Source organism: Salegentibacter sp. BDJ18, from assembly GCF_017579965.1.
In the GTDB taxonomy this organism is placed as follows: domain Bacteria; phylum Bacteroidota; class Bacteroidia; order Flavobacteriales; family Flavobacteriaceae; genus Salegentibacter.
The window spans coordinates 45512-62942 of the sequence record NZ_JAFLQX010000025.1 but is presented as its reverse complement, the minus strand read 5'-3'; the positions used below and the strand labels follow the sequence as shown (position 1 = coordinate 62942).

Below are 17431 nucleotides of genomic sequence, written 5' to 3'. Positions count from 1 at the left end.
TTGTAATTCTTGTGCAAATTTAAGGAAAGTTTCCCCTTAAAAAAGTTATTGAAATTTTAAAATACTATACAATAATAAGTTTTACTTATTGCTATTACGAAACTAAATAGAGAGGTTTTATTTAAGAGTTGTTTTACCAGTAAAAACAGGGGTTTTAAGCATTTTGAGTTTTAGGAGATTCGCTTAATTCCTTGATTTTTATGCTAAAAGCAGCAAAAAGCAAGGTCATAAACGGACTCAAATAATTGAAGAAAGCATAACCGGCATAACTAAGGGTTGGTACACCCAAAACACCACTGTGATACGCCCCGCATGTATTCCACGGAATTAATACTGAAGTAACCGTCCCCGAGTCTTCCAAAGCTCTACTCAAATTTTCTGGAGCAAGACCTTTATCGCGGTAAGCCTTGGCAAACATTTTTCCCGGAACTACAATCGCTAAATATTGATCTGAAGCAGTAGCGTTTAAAGCCAGACAGCTAAAAACCGTACTGGCAAATAAACCAAAGGTGGTATGGAATAAATTTAATAAAGCCTTGCTAATTCTCGCCAGTGCACCAATAGCTTCCATAATTCCGCCAAAAACCATGGCGCAAATAATTAGCCAGATTGTACCTAACATTCCCGCCATTCCGCCGGCAGAAAACAAATCGTTTAAGTTTTCATTATCGGTTTCAACTGCAGTTTCTACAGTAATTGCCTGCATAACGCCCCGGTAGCCACTAACAAAATCCAGGTTTGTGGTACCTGCAATTTGCGCTACAATTTCAGGTTGAAAAAATAAAGCGGCGGCAGCACCAAGTAGCGTACCCAATAATAAAGCGATTAAAGGGGAAGTCTTTTTTACTATTAATGCAATTACAATTATGGGTACTAAAAATAACCAGGGAGATATTCTAAAAGAATTTTCTATGGATGCAAGAATAGCAGAAGTATCGGTAGTTCCCGACGTATCTAAATTCAATCCAATAATCACAAAAATAATTAGGGTTATGGTGACCGTGGGAACGGTGGTAAGGGTCATATATCTAATATGCGTAAACAAATCGGTTCCAGCCATTGCTGGTGCAAGGTTGGTAGTATCGCTTAAAGGTGATAATTTATCTCCAAAATAAGCCCCGGAAAGAATTGCTCCCGCTGTCATCCCTACCGAAATTCCTAAAGCTTCCGCGATTCCTATTAAGGCAATACCAACGGTGGCTGATGTGGTCCAGCTACTTCCTGTCGCGACTGAGATCACAGCACAAATAATGACACACGCGGCGAGAAAGATCGTAGGATTTAAAATTTGTAATCCGTAGTAGATCATTGTGGGAATAATTCCTGAAATGAGCCAGGTTCCCGCCAAAGCTCCAACCATTAACAGAATAAGAATTGCCCCGGCTGTACTTTGAATATTCCCGGCAACCTCATCTATCATTTTATCGTATTCCACATTGTTAAAATATCCAACAATAGCTGCAACAGCACCTCCAAGCAACAAGACAAACTGGTTGGAACCGCTTAATGAATCGTCTCCAAAAACAAACACATTAAAGGCCAGCATTGCGATAAGCGCAAAAACAGGAATTAATGCAGGCCAAATACCGAGTTCTTTATTGGTAGGAATTTGTTTAGTTTGAGACGGGTCTTGGTTTTCCATTAAAGCTTGAAGTATATGTAGAAAACCTTATCAAAAAAGGTTTTCGGTTGAATTTATTTTAATCAGATTTTTCTATTCGCCTGTAATTTTACGATTTTACAGGAAAATGAGCAAGTTTTCTATAAAACTATAAATTGATTAAAATTTATATCCAACTCCAAGTTGAATTCCAAAGGTGGTAAGTTTTTGGTGGAAATTTTTTTCTTCAAAAGGGATTACGGCATACCTTCTAAAATTAGGGTTTACATAAATATTGAAATTATTAAACGCATATTGGGCGCCTAATCCAAAACCAACACCAATTCCCGCTTGTGGATCTACAGATTCACTTTCTGAGCCTTGAAAATCCATTACAGGGCCTCCATTTACAAAGAAATAATCCAGGAAATTATAATTAGCAAAAATAGGGATAGAAGTGGTTTGTAATTCTTCAGAGCGCGTAGTTTGTTCGGGCATTGGTGCTGAGGTAATGAGCACATCACCACGCCAGTAGTTTAGACCGGTTTCCAGGGATAGGTTATCGGTTACAGAAAGTAAATATCGAAATCCAAATTCGTAAGAGTTTTCAATGTCAGCGCTTCCGCCTCCGGTAATTTCTTCACTTCTTAATAAATCGCTGTTGGTAAACCCGAAATAAAGCCGAACTTCATTTTGAGATTGTGCAAAAGCACTAAGGCTAAAAAATAGGAGGAATAGTGGGAGTAGTAGTTTTTTCAAAGTTTTATTTTTTGTGAATATACAAAAAAGAGAAAGTCCGAAAATATTACCACCCTTTAACGATTTTATTTTCGGACTTTTTTCTTTATTAAACCATCTCCTCATCCATTATGCCCACTTCAGCCATACAGGATTTCATCAATTTATAAGTACGTTCTATATCATTATCCAAACCAATAGAAAAACGAATAAGTCCGTTGCTTAGGCCCATTTCCTCCTGCTCTTCGATTGGGATTTCAGAAGATGTGGAGCTTCCGGGTGCACTAAACAGGGTTTTGTAAAAACCTAAACTTACGGCAAGGTAACCCAGGTTTTTTTCCTGCATTAGTTCCATTAGCGCGTTGGCTTTATCCAGGCTACCCACATCTACGGTCAATAAACCACCAAAACCGTAATCTTCATTCATCATCTTTTTAAAAGTTTCGTGGCCGGGATGTGTTTTTAATCCTGGGTAAACCGTTCTTAAGCCGTCCTCCTGGAATTTTTTAGCCAAAAACATAGCATTATGGCTATGCTGTTTTATCCGAATATGGAGTGTTCTTAAATTTTTTAAAACCGAAGCCGCTCGCATGCTATCCATTGTTGGACCAAGTAACATATTAGCACCATCGTTAACACTACGAAGCGCGTTGATGAAATCCTGACTTCCGCAGGTAACGCCACCAACCGTATCACTGCTGCCATTAATGAATTTAGTTAGGCTATGGATTACCACATCGGCTCCCAATTCTTTCGGACTAATGGAAAGTGGTGAAAACGTATTATCTACCACAAAGGTGAGCTGATGCTTTTTTGCGATTTTTGCTAAAGCTTCAAGATCTGCAACTTCTAAAAGCGGATTACTTACCGATTCGCAGTAAAGCACTTTGGTATTTTTGGTAATGGCAGCTTCAACGCTTTCAAGATTTGTAATATCTACAAAAGAGGTTTTGATATTAAACTTCGGAATAAAATTCTTCATAAACGCATAAGTTCCCCCGTAAACAGTTCGGCTGGAAACAATATGATCGCCGGCCTGGCACAGCTGAAGCAGGGTAGAAGAGATAGCGCCCATCCCACTGGCGGCTACATTTGCGGTTTCGGTACCTTCCATTGCGGCCAGGGCTTCACCCAAATATAAATTTGAAGGGGAAGAATGCCTGGAATAAAGGTAGCAACCCTCTGAATTTCCTTCAAACGTATCGAACATGGTTTTTGCCGAAAGAAAAGTGTAAGTAGAGGAATCGGAAATTGAAGGATTTACTCCTCCAAATTCGCCAAAATACTGAAGGTCCTGGATATTATCTGCAGGTTTATATTTCATCTTTATCAAATTTATAGTTCTCTCAAAATTACAGACTAATAGAATTAAAATCAATAGGGATGGTTTAATTCGGTAAATAAAACTATATATGTGCTATTTATTAGATTTATAATCAGTAAATACTTATTTTAGTAATTAAGCGTAGAAAAATTTTCTTTATGAAATTAGACCAAAAAGATCTCCAAATTTTAAAACATCTTCAGCAGGATAGTAAAATGACTAATAAAGAGATTTCCAACAAGCTGAAACTTTCGGTTACAGCGGTTTTTGAAAGAATTAAACGCCTGGAACGGGAAGGGGTGATTTCTAAATATGTGGCACTTGTTTCGCCAGATAAAGTGGAAAAGAATTTTATGGTTTTTTGCCAGATAAAACTTATTCAGCATTCCCGGTCTTATTTAACGAAATTTGAAAGTGAGGTCACAAAACTTACTGAGGTTTTGGAATGCTATCACGTAAGTGGCGAATATGATTATATCTTGAAAGTTATTGTAAAAGATATGGAAGCTTACCGTGAATTTATGGTTACCAAACTCACTAATTTAGATCACATTGGTAGTACTCAAAGTACTTTTATAATAAGTCCGGTGAAAAGCACTACAGCTATACCTTTATAGTATTTAAGTTAAAGTGTTATTAAAAATAACAATAAGATCACAAAATATTTAAAATAGTTTACAGTAAGTAAATTTTAATTGAATAGTCTTTATTTTTACTTTAAGAAGTACATTCTTGAAATCTATAAATTATTGAATATTAGTAAAATATAAGATTTTTTTAGCTTCTGTTTTCATTTAATAATTCTTCAGTTTTTCTCTCCAAATATCAGTGTTAGAAGCTCTTTCTAATTGGTTTTCAGTAAGAAAGCCGTATGAAATAAGAAAATAATATTGTATATTAACAAGCATCGAAAAAAAGTGGGGCTTTTATTTATTCCTTCTCGCTTTTTGTATGTTTTAGATTAACCATTCAACTGAACAACCAAATATTTTATGACTGAAGAGCAAACTAAATCTCAGCAGCTCCTTGACAGGAGAAAAAACATTGTCGCCAACGGAGTTGGTGTTTTCAATACAGCCACAGTTAAAAAAGCAAAAGGTGCAATAATTACTGATGTAGACGGAAAAGAACACATAGATTTTGCCGGGGGGATTGGTGTGGTAAACGCAGGCCATTGTCCCGAACCTGTTGTGAAAGCTATACAGGAACAGGCTGAAAAGTACTTACATACCAGTTTTAACGTGGTGACCTATGAGCCTTATATTCAACTCTGTGAAGAACTGGCTGAAATTCTTCCGCATGGAGAGAAAACCAAAGCTATGCTTATTAGCACGGGTGCAGAAGCTGTAGAAAATGCCATTAAAATTGCCCGCCAGGCCACCAAAAGACCAGCCGTAATTTGTTATACAGAAGCATATCACGGCCGTACACTTATGGGTATGAGCCTAACCAGTAAAGTAAATTATAAATTTTCTTCAGGACCTTTTGCTCCGGAAGTTTACCGAATTCCCTTTCCCAATTTTTACAAATATCACGGTACGCAAAGTATGGAGGAATTTGTAGAGACAGAGTTAAAGAGACTTAAGGAAAGCGCCCACAGTATGGTAGATATAAATAGCGTTGCTGCTATTATTGTTGAACCAATTCAGGGGGAAGGTGGGTTTAATCCAATTCCGCAGAAATACCTCGAAGGCCTACGTTCCTTTTGTGATGAACACGGAGTTTTATTAATTTTTGATGAAATTCAAAGTGGTTTTTGCCGTACAGGCCATTGGGCCAGCTGGCAGCATTACGGCGTACAACCAGATATTAGCACTTATGCAAAATCTATGGGCTCCGGGCTTCCTATTGCCGCTGTTCTTGGAAGGGCTGAAATTATGGATGCTGCCGAACCGGGAACCATTGGTGGCACTTACATTGGGAGTCCTGTTTGTTGTGCAGCCGCCCTTGCTACTATTAAATTAATGAAAGATGAGAACCTAAACGAGCGAGCAATCTATATAGGTAAGCTCATTACTGAAAGAATGGAAAATTTTAAGAAAAATTGTCCAGAGATTGGTGATGTACGAGGATTAGGTGCTATGATTGGAATAGAATTTATTAAGGATAACGACCCCGGAAAACCCCATACAGAACTTTGTGCTAACATTGTAAAAGGATGCGCAGAAGATGGTTTAATACTTATAAGCGCAGGTACTTTTAAAAATGTAATAAGAATATTATGCCCTCTCGTAATCACCGATGAACAATTAAATAGCGCCCTGGATATTCTTGAAAATCAAATAAAAAAGCATACCTAAATTTTTTCAAATTGAATTTTCTAAAAAGAAGATACAGTGACACTGTTGTGCTCATTTTTGAATTAAATTAATCAGTAGTTGTTTGATAATAAACTAAATAAATAAAATCCGTGAAAATATTTTCTACGGGTAATAAGAAATAAAAATATATGAATCCATTTGCAATAGCAGGAATACAGATGAAAGTTTCGGCAGTCGCCTCAAATGTTGAGATGATGAAGTTGAAACTTGATATTACCATGAGCCTTTACCCCTGGGTAGATATGGTAGTTTTTAGTGAATTATGTGGCTACGGCCCTTTAACTCATAATGCACAGGAAATACCGGGAGATTTTGAAAAAGAGATGCAGGCCGCAGCTAAAAAACACGGGGTTTGGTTATTACCGGGTTCTATATTCGAAAAAAGTGAAGGTAAAATTTATAATACCGCAACAGTAATAAACCCTCAGGGGGAAATTGTTACGCGTTATCGAAAAATGTTTCCTTTTTACCCTTACGAAGTAGGAGTAACTCCGGGTTCTGGTTTCTGCGTTTTTGACGTTCCGGGAGTGGCAAAATTTGGGATATCTATTTGTTACGATATGTGGTTTCCTGAAACTGTGCGTACCCTCGCAGTTATGGGAGCCGAAGTAATTCTACACCCCACCATGACCGGTACTATAGACAGGGATATAGAATTATCAATTGTAAGGGCTATGGCCGCGGTGAATCAGTGTTATTTCTTTGATGTTAACGGACTGGAATCAGGCGGAAATGGAAGATCCCTGGTTTGTGGACCCGATGGCCGGGTAATTTACCAGGCCGAGGGCAACGAGGAGATTTTTCCGTTAGAACTCAATATTAATAGGGTAAAAAGAAGCCGGGAACTAGGAGTTTTACGACTGGGACAACCATTAAAAAGTTTTAGAGATCATATAGGTGATTTCAATATTTATCAAAAAGGCACTCAATTGCCGTATCTCAATTCCCTTGGGCCACTTATAAAGCCTACGAGATTAGATAATCTTGCCAAGTTAAAAATGAAAGAACACGAATATGAACCACCTGAAAATCCTACAGGATATAAAGGTTTTGGAGCATAATTAAAAAACAGGAACTATGGGAGGAACATCACAAAAGAAGAAAAAAGAAAAACAGGAAGAAACGCTAAAAGATTTTATTAGCTGGTTTGAAATTCCTGCAATTAATTTCCAGCAGGCGGTAGATTTTTATAACCGTATTTTTAATATGGATATGGAAACACAATTTGACGGAAATTATGCGATGGCATTTTTCCCGGCAGAAAAGGGAATTGGAGGGGCCATTGTTACAGGTCCAAATTCTATTCCGGGAATAATAGGGCCCTTGCTTTATCTCAATGCAGGTAAAGACCTAAACCGTATTTTAAATAGAGTTGAAGCAGCCGGGGGAAGAATTGTGATGACCAAAACCCTGATTAATCCTGAATCGGGTTATTTCGCCATTTTTATAGATTCTGAAGGGAATAAACTCGCTTTACATTCAAAAGAATAATTATGCCAGAGAAAAAATTAGATAGTGCACATTATTATAATATCGCTCAATGTAGAGTAGAATCCTGGAACACCTTAAAAAGTGAGTCGACTAAACTTCATTCTTCCCTTCGAGGATCAGAAGATGAAAAAAAACATAAGAAAAATCTTCGACAACTTCTCAAGGAATTGGAAGGGGTAGAATGCTTTTTCGCATTTCCGGGTTTATCCTGTATAGATACGCTACGCGAAATGTTAGATAGACAGGAACATACCGCGGCTTCCCATAAAATTGCAGAAATCACAAAGAACCTGGTAAGTGACCGGTATAGAAGCAATCCAGATTTTTTAGAAGATGAAGATCCCGGAGCAGACCTTACCGATAAAGGAGAATATACCGAAGTTGCCAGGAAAAATTATTTTGAAGTCATGTTTGTGGAAGATATTTCCCAGGCAGAAGAAAATAAACTTAGGCACGACCTAAAAGAAATGCGCCTTTCTAATGAACAATTTGCGTATGGAATTGTGGTACAACGTTCTTTTGAAGATGCTTTAATTGCGCTTCAGTTTAATTTTAATATCCAGGCGGTTGTAATTCGCTATGCGCCTCCTTATCATTCAAAAAAGATTACTCCGGTAATCAAACCTTTTATTCAGAATATTTTAAAATTGAAATATGGTTCCAAACCGCCTACCGAGTTAGGTCCTATTTTAGGAACTATGGTAAAAAAATTCAGGCCAGAACTGGATTCTTATTATGTTACCGATACTGCTTTAAGTAATTTAAAAGATAGTACTTTAAAAACCTTTAGAAGAATTTTTTATAGAACCGAAGATTTACAGGAATTACACCTTACCGTGATTAGAGGAATAAGCGAACGCTATGAAACTCCATTTTTTTCGGCCTTAAAAGATTATAGTAAAAAGCCTACCGGAATTTTTCACGCCATGCCAATTTCGCGGGGAAATTCGGTTTTTAAGTCAAGATGGATCAACGATTTTGGAAATTTTTACGGTCGAAATATGTTCCTGGCCGAAACTTCTTCTACCACCGGAGGTTTAGATTCTTTATTGCAACCAACCGGTTCGCTTAAAAAAGCGCAGCAAAAGGCCAGCGATGCCTATGGTTCCAGAAATACATATTTTGTAACCAATGGTACTTCTACCGCCAATAAAATAGTAGTGCAGGCCCTGGTAAAACCTGGAGATGTAATTTTAATAGACCGGGATTGCCATAAATCGCATCATTATGGATTGGTGTTAGCAGGGGCTTATCCTGTTTATCTCGACTCTTACCCTATAGAAGAATATTCTATGTATGGTGCAGTACCGCTCAAACAGATAAAAGAAAAATTACTTCAGTTAAAAAAGGCGGGAAGGTTAAGTTTGGTGAAAATGCTGTTGTTAACCAATTGCACTTTTGACGGACTTGTTTACAATGTTGAAAAAGTTATGCAGGAAGTTCTGGCCATTAAACCAGATATGATCTTTCTATGGGATGAAGCCTGGTTTGCGTTTGCCGGTTTTACCTACAATTATAAGCAACGTACGGGGATGTTTGTAGCTCAAAAGCTATTTAATAAATACCAAAGCGATAGTTACCGGGAAGAATACAACGCGCATATTAAAGGATTGAAAAAGAATGAAATACCGAGCCTTCCAAATCCAGATGAGGTTAGAATAAGGGTTTATTCTACGCAGAGTACCCATAAAACACTTAGTAGCTTCAGGCAGGGTTCTATGATCCATATTTGGGATGAAGATTTCCGTAAAAAAAGTGAAAATACATTTATGGAAGCCTACATGACACATACTTCTACTTCTCCTAATTACCAGATGCTTGCCTCGTTGGATGTGGGCAGAAGACAGGTGCAATTTGAAGGCTATGAGCTGGTAGAAAAAAGTATAGAATTAGCTATGGTCTTAAGAGCAAAGGTTAATGACCATCCAAAACTGAAGAAATATTTTGATGTTTTAACCATAGGAAATTTTATTCCGAAGCAACATCGTAAATCGGGCATCAAGGAATATTATAATTCTAAAGAAGGCTGGAACAGGATGGAAACTGCCTGGGAACAGGATGAGTTTGTTTTAGATCCAACCAAAATCACTTTACATATAGGTAGAACAGGAGTAGACGGAGATACTTTTAAGAACCGATATTTAATGGATAAATTTAATATTCAGATTAATAAAACTTCCAGGAATACGGTGTTGTTTATGACGAATATTGGAACCACAAGAGGGAGTGTAACTTATTTAACCAATGCATTGTTAAAAATAGCCGATGAGTTGGACCAGGAATTCAAAACCCTGAGCCAGAAAGAGGGAAACAACCGTAGGGATAGAATTAAATCTTTAACCGAAGATTTCCCACCATTACCAGATTTTAGTTATTTCCATCATTCCTTTCAGGCAGTTCCTGGAGTTCCGGGTGGTAATATTAGAGAAGCATTTTTCCTCGCTTACAACGAAGAAAATTATGAATATATGCCACTAACCGATTGTTTGCCGGCGATGGAAGAAAACCGCATCCTGGTAGCATCATCTTTTATAATTCCTTATCCACCGGGATTTCCGGTGCTTGTTCCCGGGCAGGTAGTAAGCAAAGAAATAATAAGATTTCTTACCGCATTAGATGTTTCTGAAATTCACGGCTACCGGGCAGATCTCGGCCTAAGAATTTTTAAGGATAATGTGCTAAATCGTCAGAAAACAGTGAGTTCTATGGGCTCTATGGGGAACAATTCGAAGAAAAAGATCACTAACTTAAAAAATTAAAATTATGGAATCTAAGAAACCAAAATCTTCCAATAAAAAGGGAGTAACAAATACAAAAAAAACAACGCCTGAAAAAGAACCGGTTTCCCCGGAACGTAGCGCGAAAAAAGACCGTAAATTAAAGGTTACCGAAGAAAAGCCATTAAAAGGAAAGAAATCTGTGCCTTTAGATTCTACGGCGCAGCAAGGTAAAGCACCGGGTTCTTCTGCTGCCAAAAAGAAAAAAGCTGCTAAAACTTTGAGTGCAAGAAAGACTAAAACCACTACCACCACAAAAAAGGAAGTTGGAGGCACTAAGGCGACCGGTAAAAAATTAGCTACCAATGCTCCAAGACAGTATAAAAGCAAGAATGCGCTGGAGGGAGTTTCAGATATTCGAAGATCTTTTCACAAAAACGAAGAACCTTTATATTTTATAAGCGCCACAAATTTTAATCTTTTAGGTGCCGATGAATGGATTAAAGGATTCAAATTTATTTGCCATATAGAATGTTTTGATGGTCTTCACCCTAATGTTTTTTCGCCTAAGACCGAAATTCCTCATGATGATTTTGAAGGAATAGAAGACATTAATAATTACTTATTACAACATCCCGAAGTTCAGGATTATTTAAAAACACGTTCTGTAAACGGCAAAGCAGGGAAAGCGATGTTTCTTATGTTTAATGAAAAAACGGAAGAGCTTGCAGAAAAATTAGGCCTGGAAATTATGTTTCCAAAAGCTGAAATGCGAACTTTTCTGGATAACAAAGTAAATACCAATCGTATTGCAGAAAAAGCAGGAGTGGCCTGTGTACCTTATGTTCTTACCAAAGTAGATAATTACGAACATCTTAGAGAAGTTTCAAATCACCTGGGAAATGAGTTGGTAATTCAGACTCCTTTTGGCGATTCGGGCCATACTACTTTCTTTATTTCTAATGAAGAAGAATACCAAAAACACGCTGAAGAAATTGAAAAAGAAGAAGAAGTAAAGGTAATGAAGCGTATTCGTTGCCGTGGTTCTGCCATAGAAGCTTGTGTAACCAGGCATGGAACGATTGTAGCTCCGCTTATGACAGAACTTGTAGGCTTTAAAGACCTTACTCCATATGAAGGTGGTTGGTGTGGTAACGAGATTTATCCAAATGCTTTTACGCCCGAGTTAAGAGATAAAGCAATAGAATATACCCAATTATTCGGAAATCAATTACGGGAAGAAGGTTATAAAGGATATTTTGAACTCGACTTCTTAATAGATCAGGATAATGGAGAGATCTATTTAGGTGAATTAAATCCACGGGTAACAGGAGCCAGTTCCATAACCAACCACGCTGTATTTGCCCTGGCAGATGCACCATTATTCGTTTTTCATATTCTGGAGTGGATGGATATTGATTATGACCTTGATATAGAAGCCATAAACAACCGTTGGGCCCGCCAGGAAAATATAGATAGTTGGAGCCAGCTTATTATAAAACATACCGAAGACACTATAGAATATGTGACAAACGCACCAAACTCTGGTATTTACAGAATGTATGATACCGGCCATATTCAGTTTGACAGAATGGATACTCACCGTAGGGCAGTGGAAAATGAAAATGAAGCGTTTTTCTTACGAATTACCCGAAAAGGAGATTATTTATATGAAGGGGCAGATATGGGAATTCTGGTAAGCCGCGGGCGTATGATGACCGATGATTTTAGGCTTAATAACAGGGCTAAACACTGGATTAAAGCCATTAGAGCACAATACACTTCTGAAATGGTAGAAGACAAGAAAAAGCCAAAATTATCAGGAACTTTAACTAAATAATATGGGAGGAATTTGTTGGATTAAAAGGAAATAAAACTACTTTGCCACAGTAATAAATCAATATTATTTAAAAACCATTCTAAATGCAGTTACATTTTAATGCTATTTCAGAACCCGGAAAACCGGGTTCCAAATGGCAAAAATTATATAATACTCACTGGACCGCTTATAAAAGTTGGCTTAAATCAAAAGGAACAACAAATTATCCAGACCTTAAAACCTCACAGAAAGCACTTAAAAAGTATATGCCAGAGATGTGGCCTACTTATCAGCGCTTATGCAAATTAGTGAAAGGCGATAAGGTAGCCGCAAGATTTTTAACAGGCTTTCAGCCTCCTGCTTATATAAGTGGCTGCTCACAGGCGGTTACTACAGGCAAAGATATTCAGTTGGTTAGAAATTACGATTTTCATCCAGATCTTATGGAAGGAACTCAATTGCTAACCTCCTGGAATGGCAAAAAAGTAATCGCTACCAGCGATTGTCTTATTGGGGTTGTAGACGGAATGAATGAAGATGGCCTGGCCATTTCTCTCACTTTTGGAGGTAGAAAAGAGGTAGGAGTAGGTTTCGGGATTCCGTTTATTTTGCGTTACGTGTTAGAATTTTGTAGCAATGTAGATGAAGCTGTAGCTGCTTTAATCAGAATTCCTTCTCATATGTCTTACAATGTAACTGTAGTGGACAGGACCGGAAAGTTTAAAACCGTACAACTGGCGCCAGATAAAGCACCACTGGTTACTAATGCGGCTTTTACTACCAATCATCAGGGAACTATAGACTGGCCAGAAAACGCTGCATTTAATAAAACCCAGGAACGCTCTTCTTTTCTGAAAAAAATTCTATCAGAAAAAAATATAAATTCTGTACGAGTAGCGGATGCTTTTCTTAAAGCTCCGTTATATAATACAAAATTCAAGGAAGGTTTTGGAACTTTATTTACTTCGGTTTACCGTCCTTTAGAAGGAAAAGTAGAACTTCGTTGGCCTGAAACTTCAGTACAGCAAAGTTTTGAAAACTTCCAGGAAGTTTATAAACTAATAAATTACGAACCTGCCCAGGTGGCTACTGAATGGTGGAATCAGCAGGAGGTTGAAGTGGCTCAAACAGTAGAAGATCCGTTTGAAGAGCAATATGCTGAAAATGTAGATTGGCAGGAAACTGTTACCGAAATTATGGTTAATGCTATGGCTAAGGCTCACCCATCAACAAATGAGCGAGATCTTGAAAAATTAAGAGAAAAAATAATTAATAATGGAGAAGTATCCTGGCAGGCAGTAGCCGGTTTCTGGAGTAAAATGGGAACAGGCTACGCCCAATCCTGGAGGAGTTAGGCATTTCTGTTAAACAATTTTCTATTAAACCTGGTGCTATAAATAAAGGATATCTCCTATTTATTTCACCAGGTTTTTTAGTTAAAAATTCTTCGGAGTAATTTTAATTTAATACTCCATAAAAAATAAAATACAATGGAATTTTATAGCACAAATCCCTACAATGGGGAACAAGTTGGAAAATATACGGCTAAGACGGAAGAGGAAACCATAGAGGTTTTAAATAATTCTGGGAAAGCTTTTAAAGAATGGAAGAAAACATCACTTTCTTACCGAACCGACCTTATAAGAAAAGCCGGAGAGGTTTTAAGGGATAATATAGAAGAATATGCCCAAATGATTACCCAGGAAATGGGAAAACCAATTTCTGAATCTAGAGCTGAGGTTAATAAATGCGCCTGGGTTTGTGATTATTATGCTGAAAATGCTGAAGAATTTCTTGCTTCGGAAGAAATAAAAACCGATGCAACTCATAGTTATGTAAGGCACGATCCCTTGGGTAGTGTTTTTGCGATTATGCCCTGGAATTTCCCATTCTGGCAGGTTTTTAGGTTTGCCGCACCAACTCTTACTGCCGGTAATACCGGGGTTTTAAAACACGCTCCCAATGTTTTTGGTTGTGCTATAAAGATCGAAGAAGTTTTTGAAAAAGCAGGATATCCAAAAGGTGTTTTTCAGAATTTAATTGTACATCACGATCAAACCGAATTGATTATTGCCCACGAGGCTGTGCAGGCGGTTACTTTAACGGGGAGTGAAGCTGCAGGATCTGCAGTAGCACAGCTTTCGGGAAAATATATTAAAAAAAGTTTACTGGAGTTGGGAGGAAATAATTCCTTTATTGTTTGGGAAGATGCTGATATTGACCGTGCTGTAAAAACAGCGGTTTCTGCCAGGATGTTAAACTGCGGACAAAGCTGTATTGCAGCGAAACGTTTTATTCTTCTGGAAGGGATTTACGATGAATTTGTTTCAAAATTTAAGGTTGCAGTAAACGAATTAAAACCCGGAGACACTATGGAAGATGCTACGCAGGTTGGTACGCTGGCGAGGAAAGATTTGGCAGATCAACTTCAAAACCAGGTCAAAAGATCTTTAGAAGAGGGAGCTGAGTTGCTACTTGGCGGAGAGCAGGATAACTGTTTTCATCAACCCACTATCCTTGGGAATGTAAAGCCGGGAATGGCTGCTTTTGACGAAGAAACATTTGGCCCACTTGCAGCAATTATTAAAGCAAAAAGCATAGAAGAAGCATTTGAACTTTCAGAAAAATCAAAGTTTGGTTTAGGAACAACGGTTTTTACCAAAAACATAGAAAAAGCTATGGAGATGGCGGGCCACGTCAGTGAAGGGGCTTATTTTGTAAATGAACTGGTAAAATCTGATCCCAGGCTTCCCTTTGGCGGAACCAAAAGATCTGGGTATGGCAGAGAGCTTGCAAAAGAAGGAATGATGGAGTTTGTTAATAAGAAAACAGTTTATGTTAAAGCCTAAATCATAATTTTATGAACATTGGTCATTGCCCTGAATAGTTGTACTTTTGTGTTTACTTTGTCAAAAAATCAACATAAAATATAGAATTATGAGTAAATATGATGTTGCAGTTATAGGTTCGGGCCCCGGAGGATATGTGGCCGCTATACGCTGCGCGCAACTGGGAATGAAAACTGCTATCATAGAAAAATATTCAACCTTGGGTGGAACCTGCCTTAATGTAGGTTGTATTCCAAGTAAAGCTTTGCTGGATTCTTCACATCATTATCACGATGCGGTAAAACATTTTGAAGAACACGGAATTGAAATTCCCGGGGAAGTAAAAGTTAATCTTGAGAAAATGATGGAACGTAAATCTTCGGTGGTAAGTCAAACTTGCGACGGAGTAAAGTTCCTGATGGATAAAAATAAAATTGATGTTTTTGAAGGTGTAGGCTCTTTTAAAGATAAAACCCACATTAATATTGAGAAAAACGATGGTGAAACCGAAACCATTGAAGCTGCGAAAACCATTATAGCTACAGGTTCAAAACCTGCAAACCTTCCGTTTATCGAGTTAGATAAAGAAAGAATTATCACTTCTACCGAGGCTTTAAAGCTTAAGGAAATACCCAAGCACATGATTGTGATTGGTGGCGGAGTGATCGGCCTGGAATTAGGTCAGGTTTATCGCCGTTTGGGAGCTGAGGTTACCGTGGTTGAATTTTTAGACCGAATTATACCTACAATGGATAGCGCACTGTCTAAAGAACTTCAAAAAGTACTGAAGAAGCAAGGCGTAAAATTCCATACTTCTACCAAAGTGAAATCGGTAGAGCGTAAAGGAGACGAAATCATTATTAAAGCTGACGATAAGAAAGATAAGGAAGTAGAATTTAAAGGAGATTACTGTCTTGTTTCTGTAGGCCGTAAACCTTTTACTGATGGGTTAAATGCCGATGCTGCCGGGGTTAAAGTGACCGATAAAGGAATGATAGAGGTAAACGAAAATTTACAAACCAATGTAGATAATATTTATGCAATTGGCGATGTGGTTCGTGGTGCAATGCTGGCTCATAAAGCCGAAGAAGAAGGAACTTTTGTTGCTGAAACTATCGCCGGTCAAAAACCGCATATAGATTATAACCTAATTCCGGGTGTTGTTTATACCTGGCCAGAAGTTGCTGCGGTAGGGAAGACCGAAGAAGAACTTAAAGAAGAAGGAATAAAGTATAAAGAAGGAAAATTCCCAATGCGTGCTCTTGGACGTTCCAGAGCGAGTGGAGATACAGACGGATTTGTAAAAATTCTAGCCGATGAAAAAACCGATGAGGTTTTAGGCGTGCATATGATTGGTGCTCGTACCGCCGATCTTATTGCTGAAGCTGTAACTGCAATGGAATATAGAGCATCTGCTGAAGATATTGCCAGGATGAGCCACGCTCACCCAACTTATGCTGAAGCCGTTAAGGAAGCCGCTCTTGCCGCAACCGATAATCGTGCGCTACACGTATAATTTTTGAATTAAATTTTATATAAAAATGGCTGTTTGATATAATTTTTAAACAGCCATTTTTTATTTTATTACCTGGATTAGTAATATAGTATTGTGCTTATGTATTTTAAGAATTACTTTTTTCTATAAGCTTTATTCTTTTACTATTCCAATTTAGAATAACACGATAATTTCTAAAAAAATCTAAACCAAAGATCTTATCTAAATACTGCTCTGAATACACCTTTACATCTTTTAAAGTAGAATTTCCGAATTCTATTTCATTAATTGTTCCGGTATAAGATTCTCTCGTTGATTTTTGCCCTCCGTAAACTCCAATAACACCCTGAGTATTAGATTCTGTAAAATCTGAAATTTCACCATTTTCTGTTTGCTTTTTAAACTCCGAAAATGGTATAACGATGCCTCCATTATACCCTGTATCCACAGCAAAATTCCAAACTTTTTTTCCATTTATTTTAGCAGCAATAGAAGGTAATCCTGCAACACCAATAAATAACTTATTCTCAATTATTTCTTCAGGTAAGCTTACTTTTGATTCATTATCAGTTATGGTAATTTGTTGTTTGTTAAAATCAATATCCCAAATAGCGTGTTGCATTAAATTTGACCCTATAAATCCGTCAATATTCAAAGAAGACCATATTGGTGTCGCGTTAAAATCATTTATTAAAGCTGTCGTTCCAACAAAATCTATCTCTCCAATTTGAATGGTTTCTATTCTTGTATATTTATTTTGTTGTGATTTATTATAAACATCAGAAGCATTTACAGAATCGATAACTTTCATATTTAAACTTTCAGCAAGTTCTTTTGATACAAGCGTAGGTGTTCCTGTGTCTAAGAGAAATCTATAGGTCTTATTTTCTATTTCTACAGGTACAATTATCCATCCTTTTTTAAGCTCAAAAGGAAAAGTAACTTTATAGTTTTCCTGCTCTGTTTTTCCTTCTTTAAAATATTTAGCGGCTTTACTACCTGAACAGCTGTATATAAGAATAAGTGTTATTAAATAAATAAATACTTTGGCTATTTTCATTTTTTAAATTTTGGTAATACAGTTTTTAGCTTATTCAA

13 protein-coding genes are annotated in these 17431 nt (G+C 37.4%); 9 read left to right on the top strand and 4 right to left on the bottom strand.

Annotation, left to right across the window (positions count from 1 at the left end):
- Positions 1–154: 154 nt before the first annotated feature.
- From nhaC to J0871_RS14525, 3 genes are all read right to left on the bottom strand, one after another.
- The gene (nhaC, locus tag J0871_RS14535) at positions 155–1642 is read right to left on the bottom strand and encodes a Na+/H+ antiporter NhaC (protein WP_208225988.1); all 1488 of its coding nucleotides are present in this window, start codon (positions 1640–1642) and stop codon (positions 155–157) included.
- Positions 1643–1780: 138 nt separating this feature from the next.
- On the bottom strand, positions 1781–2359 hold the full coding sequence (locus tag J0871_RS14530) for an outer membrane beta-barrel protein (protein WP_208225987.1): 579 nt from the start codon (positions 2357–2359) through the stop codon (positions 1781–1783).
- 88 nt (positions 2360–2447) lie between these two features.
- Positions 2448–3662 (bottom strand): aminotransferase class I/II-fold pyridoxal phosphate-dependent enzyme, encoded by a 1215-nt coding sequence (locus tag J0871_RS14525; RefSeq protein ID WP_208225986.1) that lies wholly within the window; start codon positions 3660–3662, stop codon positions 2448–2450.
- Positions 3663–3820: 158 nt separating this feature from the next.
- Here J0871_RS14525 and J0871_RS14520 point away from each other — a divergent pair, with 158 nt between their 5' ends.
- The 9 genes from J0871_RS14520 (at position 3821) to lpdA (ending at position 16354) form a co-directional block, all read left to right on the top strand.
- A complete protein-coding gene (locus J0871_RS14520; protein WP_093304914.1) occupies positions 3821–4279 on the top strand; it encodes an Lrp/AsnC family transcriptional regulator in 459 nt (152 codons plus the stop codon).
- Between the two features lie 375 nt (positions 4280–4654).
- Positions 4655–5962 (top strand): aspartate aminotransferase family protein, encoded by a 1308-nt coding sequence (locus J0871_RS14515; RefSeq protein ID WP_208225985.1) that lies wholly within the window; start codon positions 4655–4657, stop codon positions 5960–5962.
- A 149-nt stretch (positions 5963–6111) separates the two neighbouring features.
- Positions 6112–7044: a carbon-nitrogen hydrolase family protein gene (locus J0871_RS14510; protein WP_208225984.1), complete on the top strand. Its 933-nt coding sequence runs from the start codon at positions 6112–6114 to the stop codon at positions 7042–7044.
- A 16-nt stretch (positions 7045–7060) separates the two neighbouring features.
- Positions 7061–7474, top strand: coding sequence for a VOC family protein (locus tag J0871_RS14505; RefSeq protein ID WP_208225983.1), 414 nt, complete (start codon positions 7061–7063; stop codon positions 7472–7474).
- Between the two features lie 2 nt (positions 7475–7476).
- Positions 7477–10233, top strand: coding sequence for an aminotransferase class I/II-fold pyridoxal phosphate-dependent enzyme (locus tag J0871_RS14500; RefSeq protein WP_208225982.1), 2757 nt, complete (start codon positions 7477–7479; stop codon positions 10231–10233).
- 4 nt (positions 10234–10237) lie between these two features.
- The gene (locus tag J0871_RS14495; protein WP_208225981.1) at positions 10238–12031 is read left to right on the top strand and encodes a biotin carboxylase; all 1794 of its coding nucleotides are present in this window, start codon (positions 10238–10240) and stop codon (positions 12029–12031) included.
- A gap of 83 nt (positions 12032–12114) precedes the next feature.
- Complete coding sequence (locus J0871_RS14490) at positions 12115–13365, top strand: C45 family peptidase (RefSeq protein WP_208225980.1); 1251 nt, start codon at positions 12115–12117, stop codon at positions 13363–13365.
- Between the two features lie 135 nt (positions 13366–13500).
- The gene (locus J0871_RS14485; protein WP_208225979.1) at positions 13501–14859 is read left to right on the top strand and encodes an NAD-dependent succinate-semialdehyde dehydrogenase; all 1359 of its coding nucleotides are present in this window, start codon (positions 13501–13503) and stop codon (positions 14857–14859) included.
- 88 nt (positions 14860–14947) lie between these two features.
- Entirely contained in the window at positions 14948–16354 is a 1407-nt protein-coding gene (gene lpdA / locus J0871_RS14480; protein WP_208225978.1) for a dihydrolipoyl dehydrogenase, read from the top strand.
- 106 nt (positions 16355–16460) lie between these two features.
- On the opposite strand, the gene J0871_RS14475 is transcribed toward lpdA, so the two are convergent.
- On the bottom strand, positions 16461–17393 hold the full coding sequence (locus J0871_RS14475; RefSeq protein WP_208225977.1) for an aspartyl protease family protein: 933 nt from the start codon (positions 17391–17393) through the stop codon (positions 16461–16463).
- Between the last annotated feature and the right edge of the window lie 38 nt (positions 17394–17431).

Coding starts and splice junctions, on each gene's coding strand:
- lpdA (WP_208225978.1), top strand. CDS start 14,948: ATGAGTAAATATGATGTTGCAGTTATAGGTTCGGGCCCCGGAGGATAT.
- J0871_RS14510 (WP_208225984.1), top strand. CDS start 6,112: ATGAATCCATTTGCAATAGCAGGAATACAGATGAAAGTTTCGGCAGTC.
- J0871_RS14505 (WP_208225983.1), top strand. CDS start 7,061: ATGGGAGGAACATCACAAAAGAAGAAAAAAGAAAAACAGGAAGAAACG.
- J0871_RS14490 (WP_208225980.1), top strand. CDS start 12,115: ATGCAGTTACATTTTAATGCTATTTCAGAACCCGGAAAACCGGGTTCC.
- J0871_RS14500 (WP_208225982.1), top strand. CDS start 7,477: ATGCCAGAGAAAAAATTAGATAGTGCACATTATTATAATATCGCTCAA.
- J0871_RS14485 (WP_208225979.1), top strand. CDS start 13,501: ATGGAATTTTATAGCACAAATCCCTACAATGGGGAACAAGTTGGAAAA.
- nhaC (WP_208225988.1), bottom strand. CDS start 1,642: ATGGAAAACCAAGACCCGTCTCAAACTAAACAAATTCCTACCAATAAA.
- J0871_RS14495 (WP_208225981.1), top strand. CDS start 10,238: ATGGAATCTAAGAAACCAAAATCTTCCAATAAAAAGGGAGTAACAAAT.
- J0871_RS14515 (WP_208225985.1), top strand. CDS start 4,655: ATGACTGAAGAGCAAACTAAATCTCAGCAGCTCCTTGACAGGAGAAAA.
- J0871_RS14520 (WP_093304914.1), top strand. CDS start 3,821: ATGAAATTAGACCAAAAAGATCTCCAAATTTTAAAACATCTTCAGCAG.
- J0871_RS14475 (WP_208225977.1), bottom strand. CDS start 17,393: ATGAAAATAGCCAAAGTATTTATTTATTTAATAACACTTATTCTTATA.
- J0871_RS14525 (WP_208225986.1), bottom strand. CDS start 3,662: ATGAAATATAAACCTGCAGATAATATCCAGGACCTTCAGTATTTTGGC.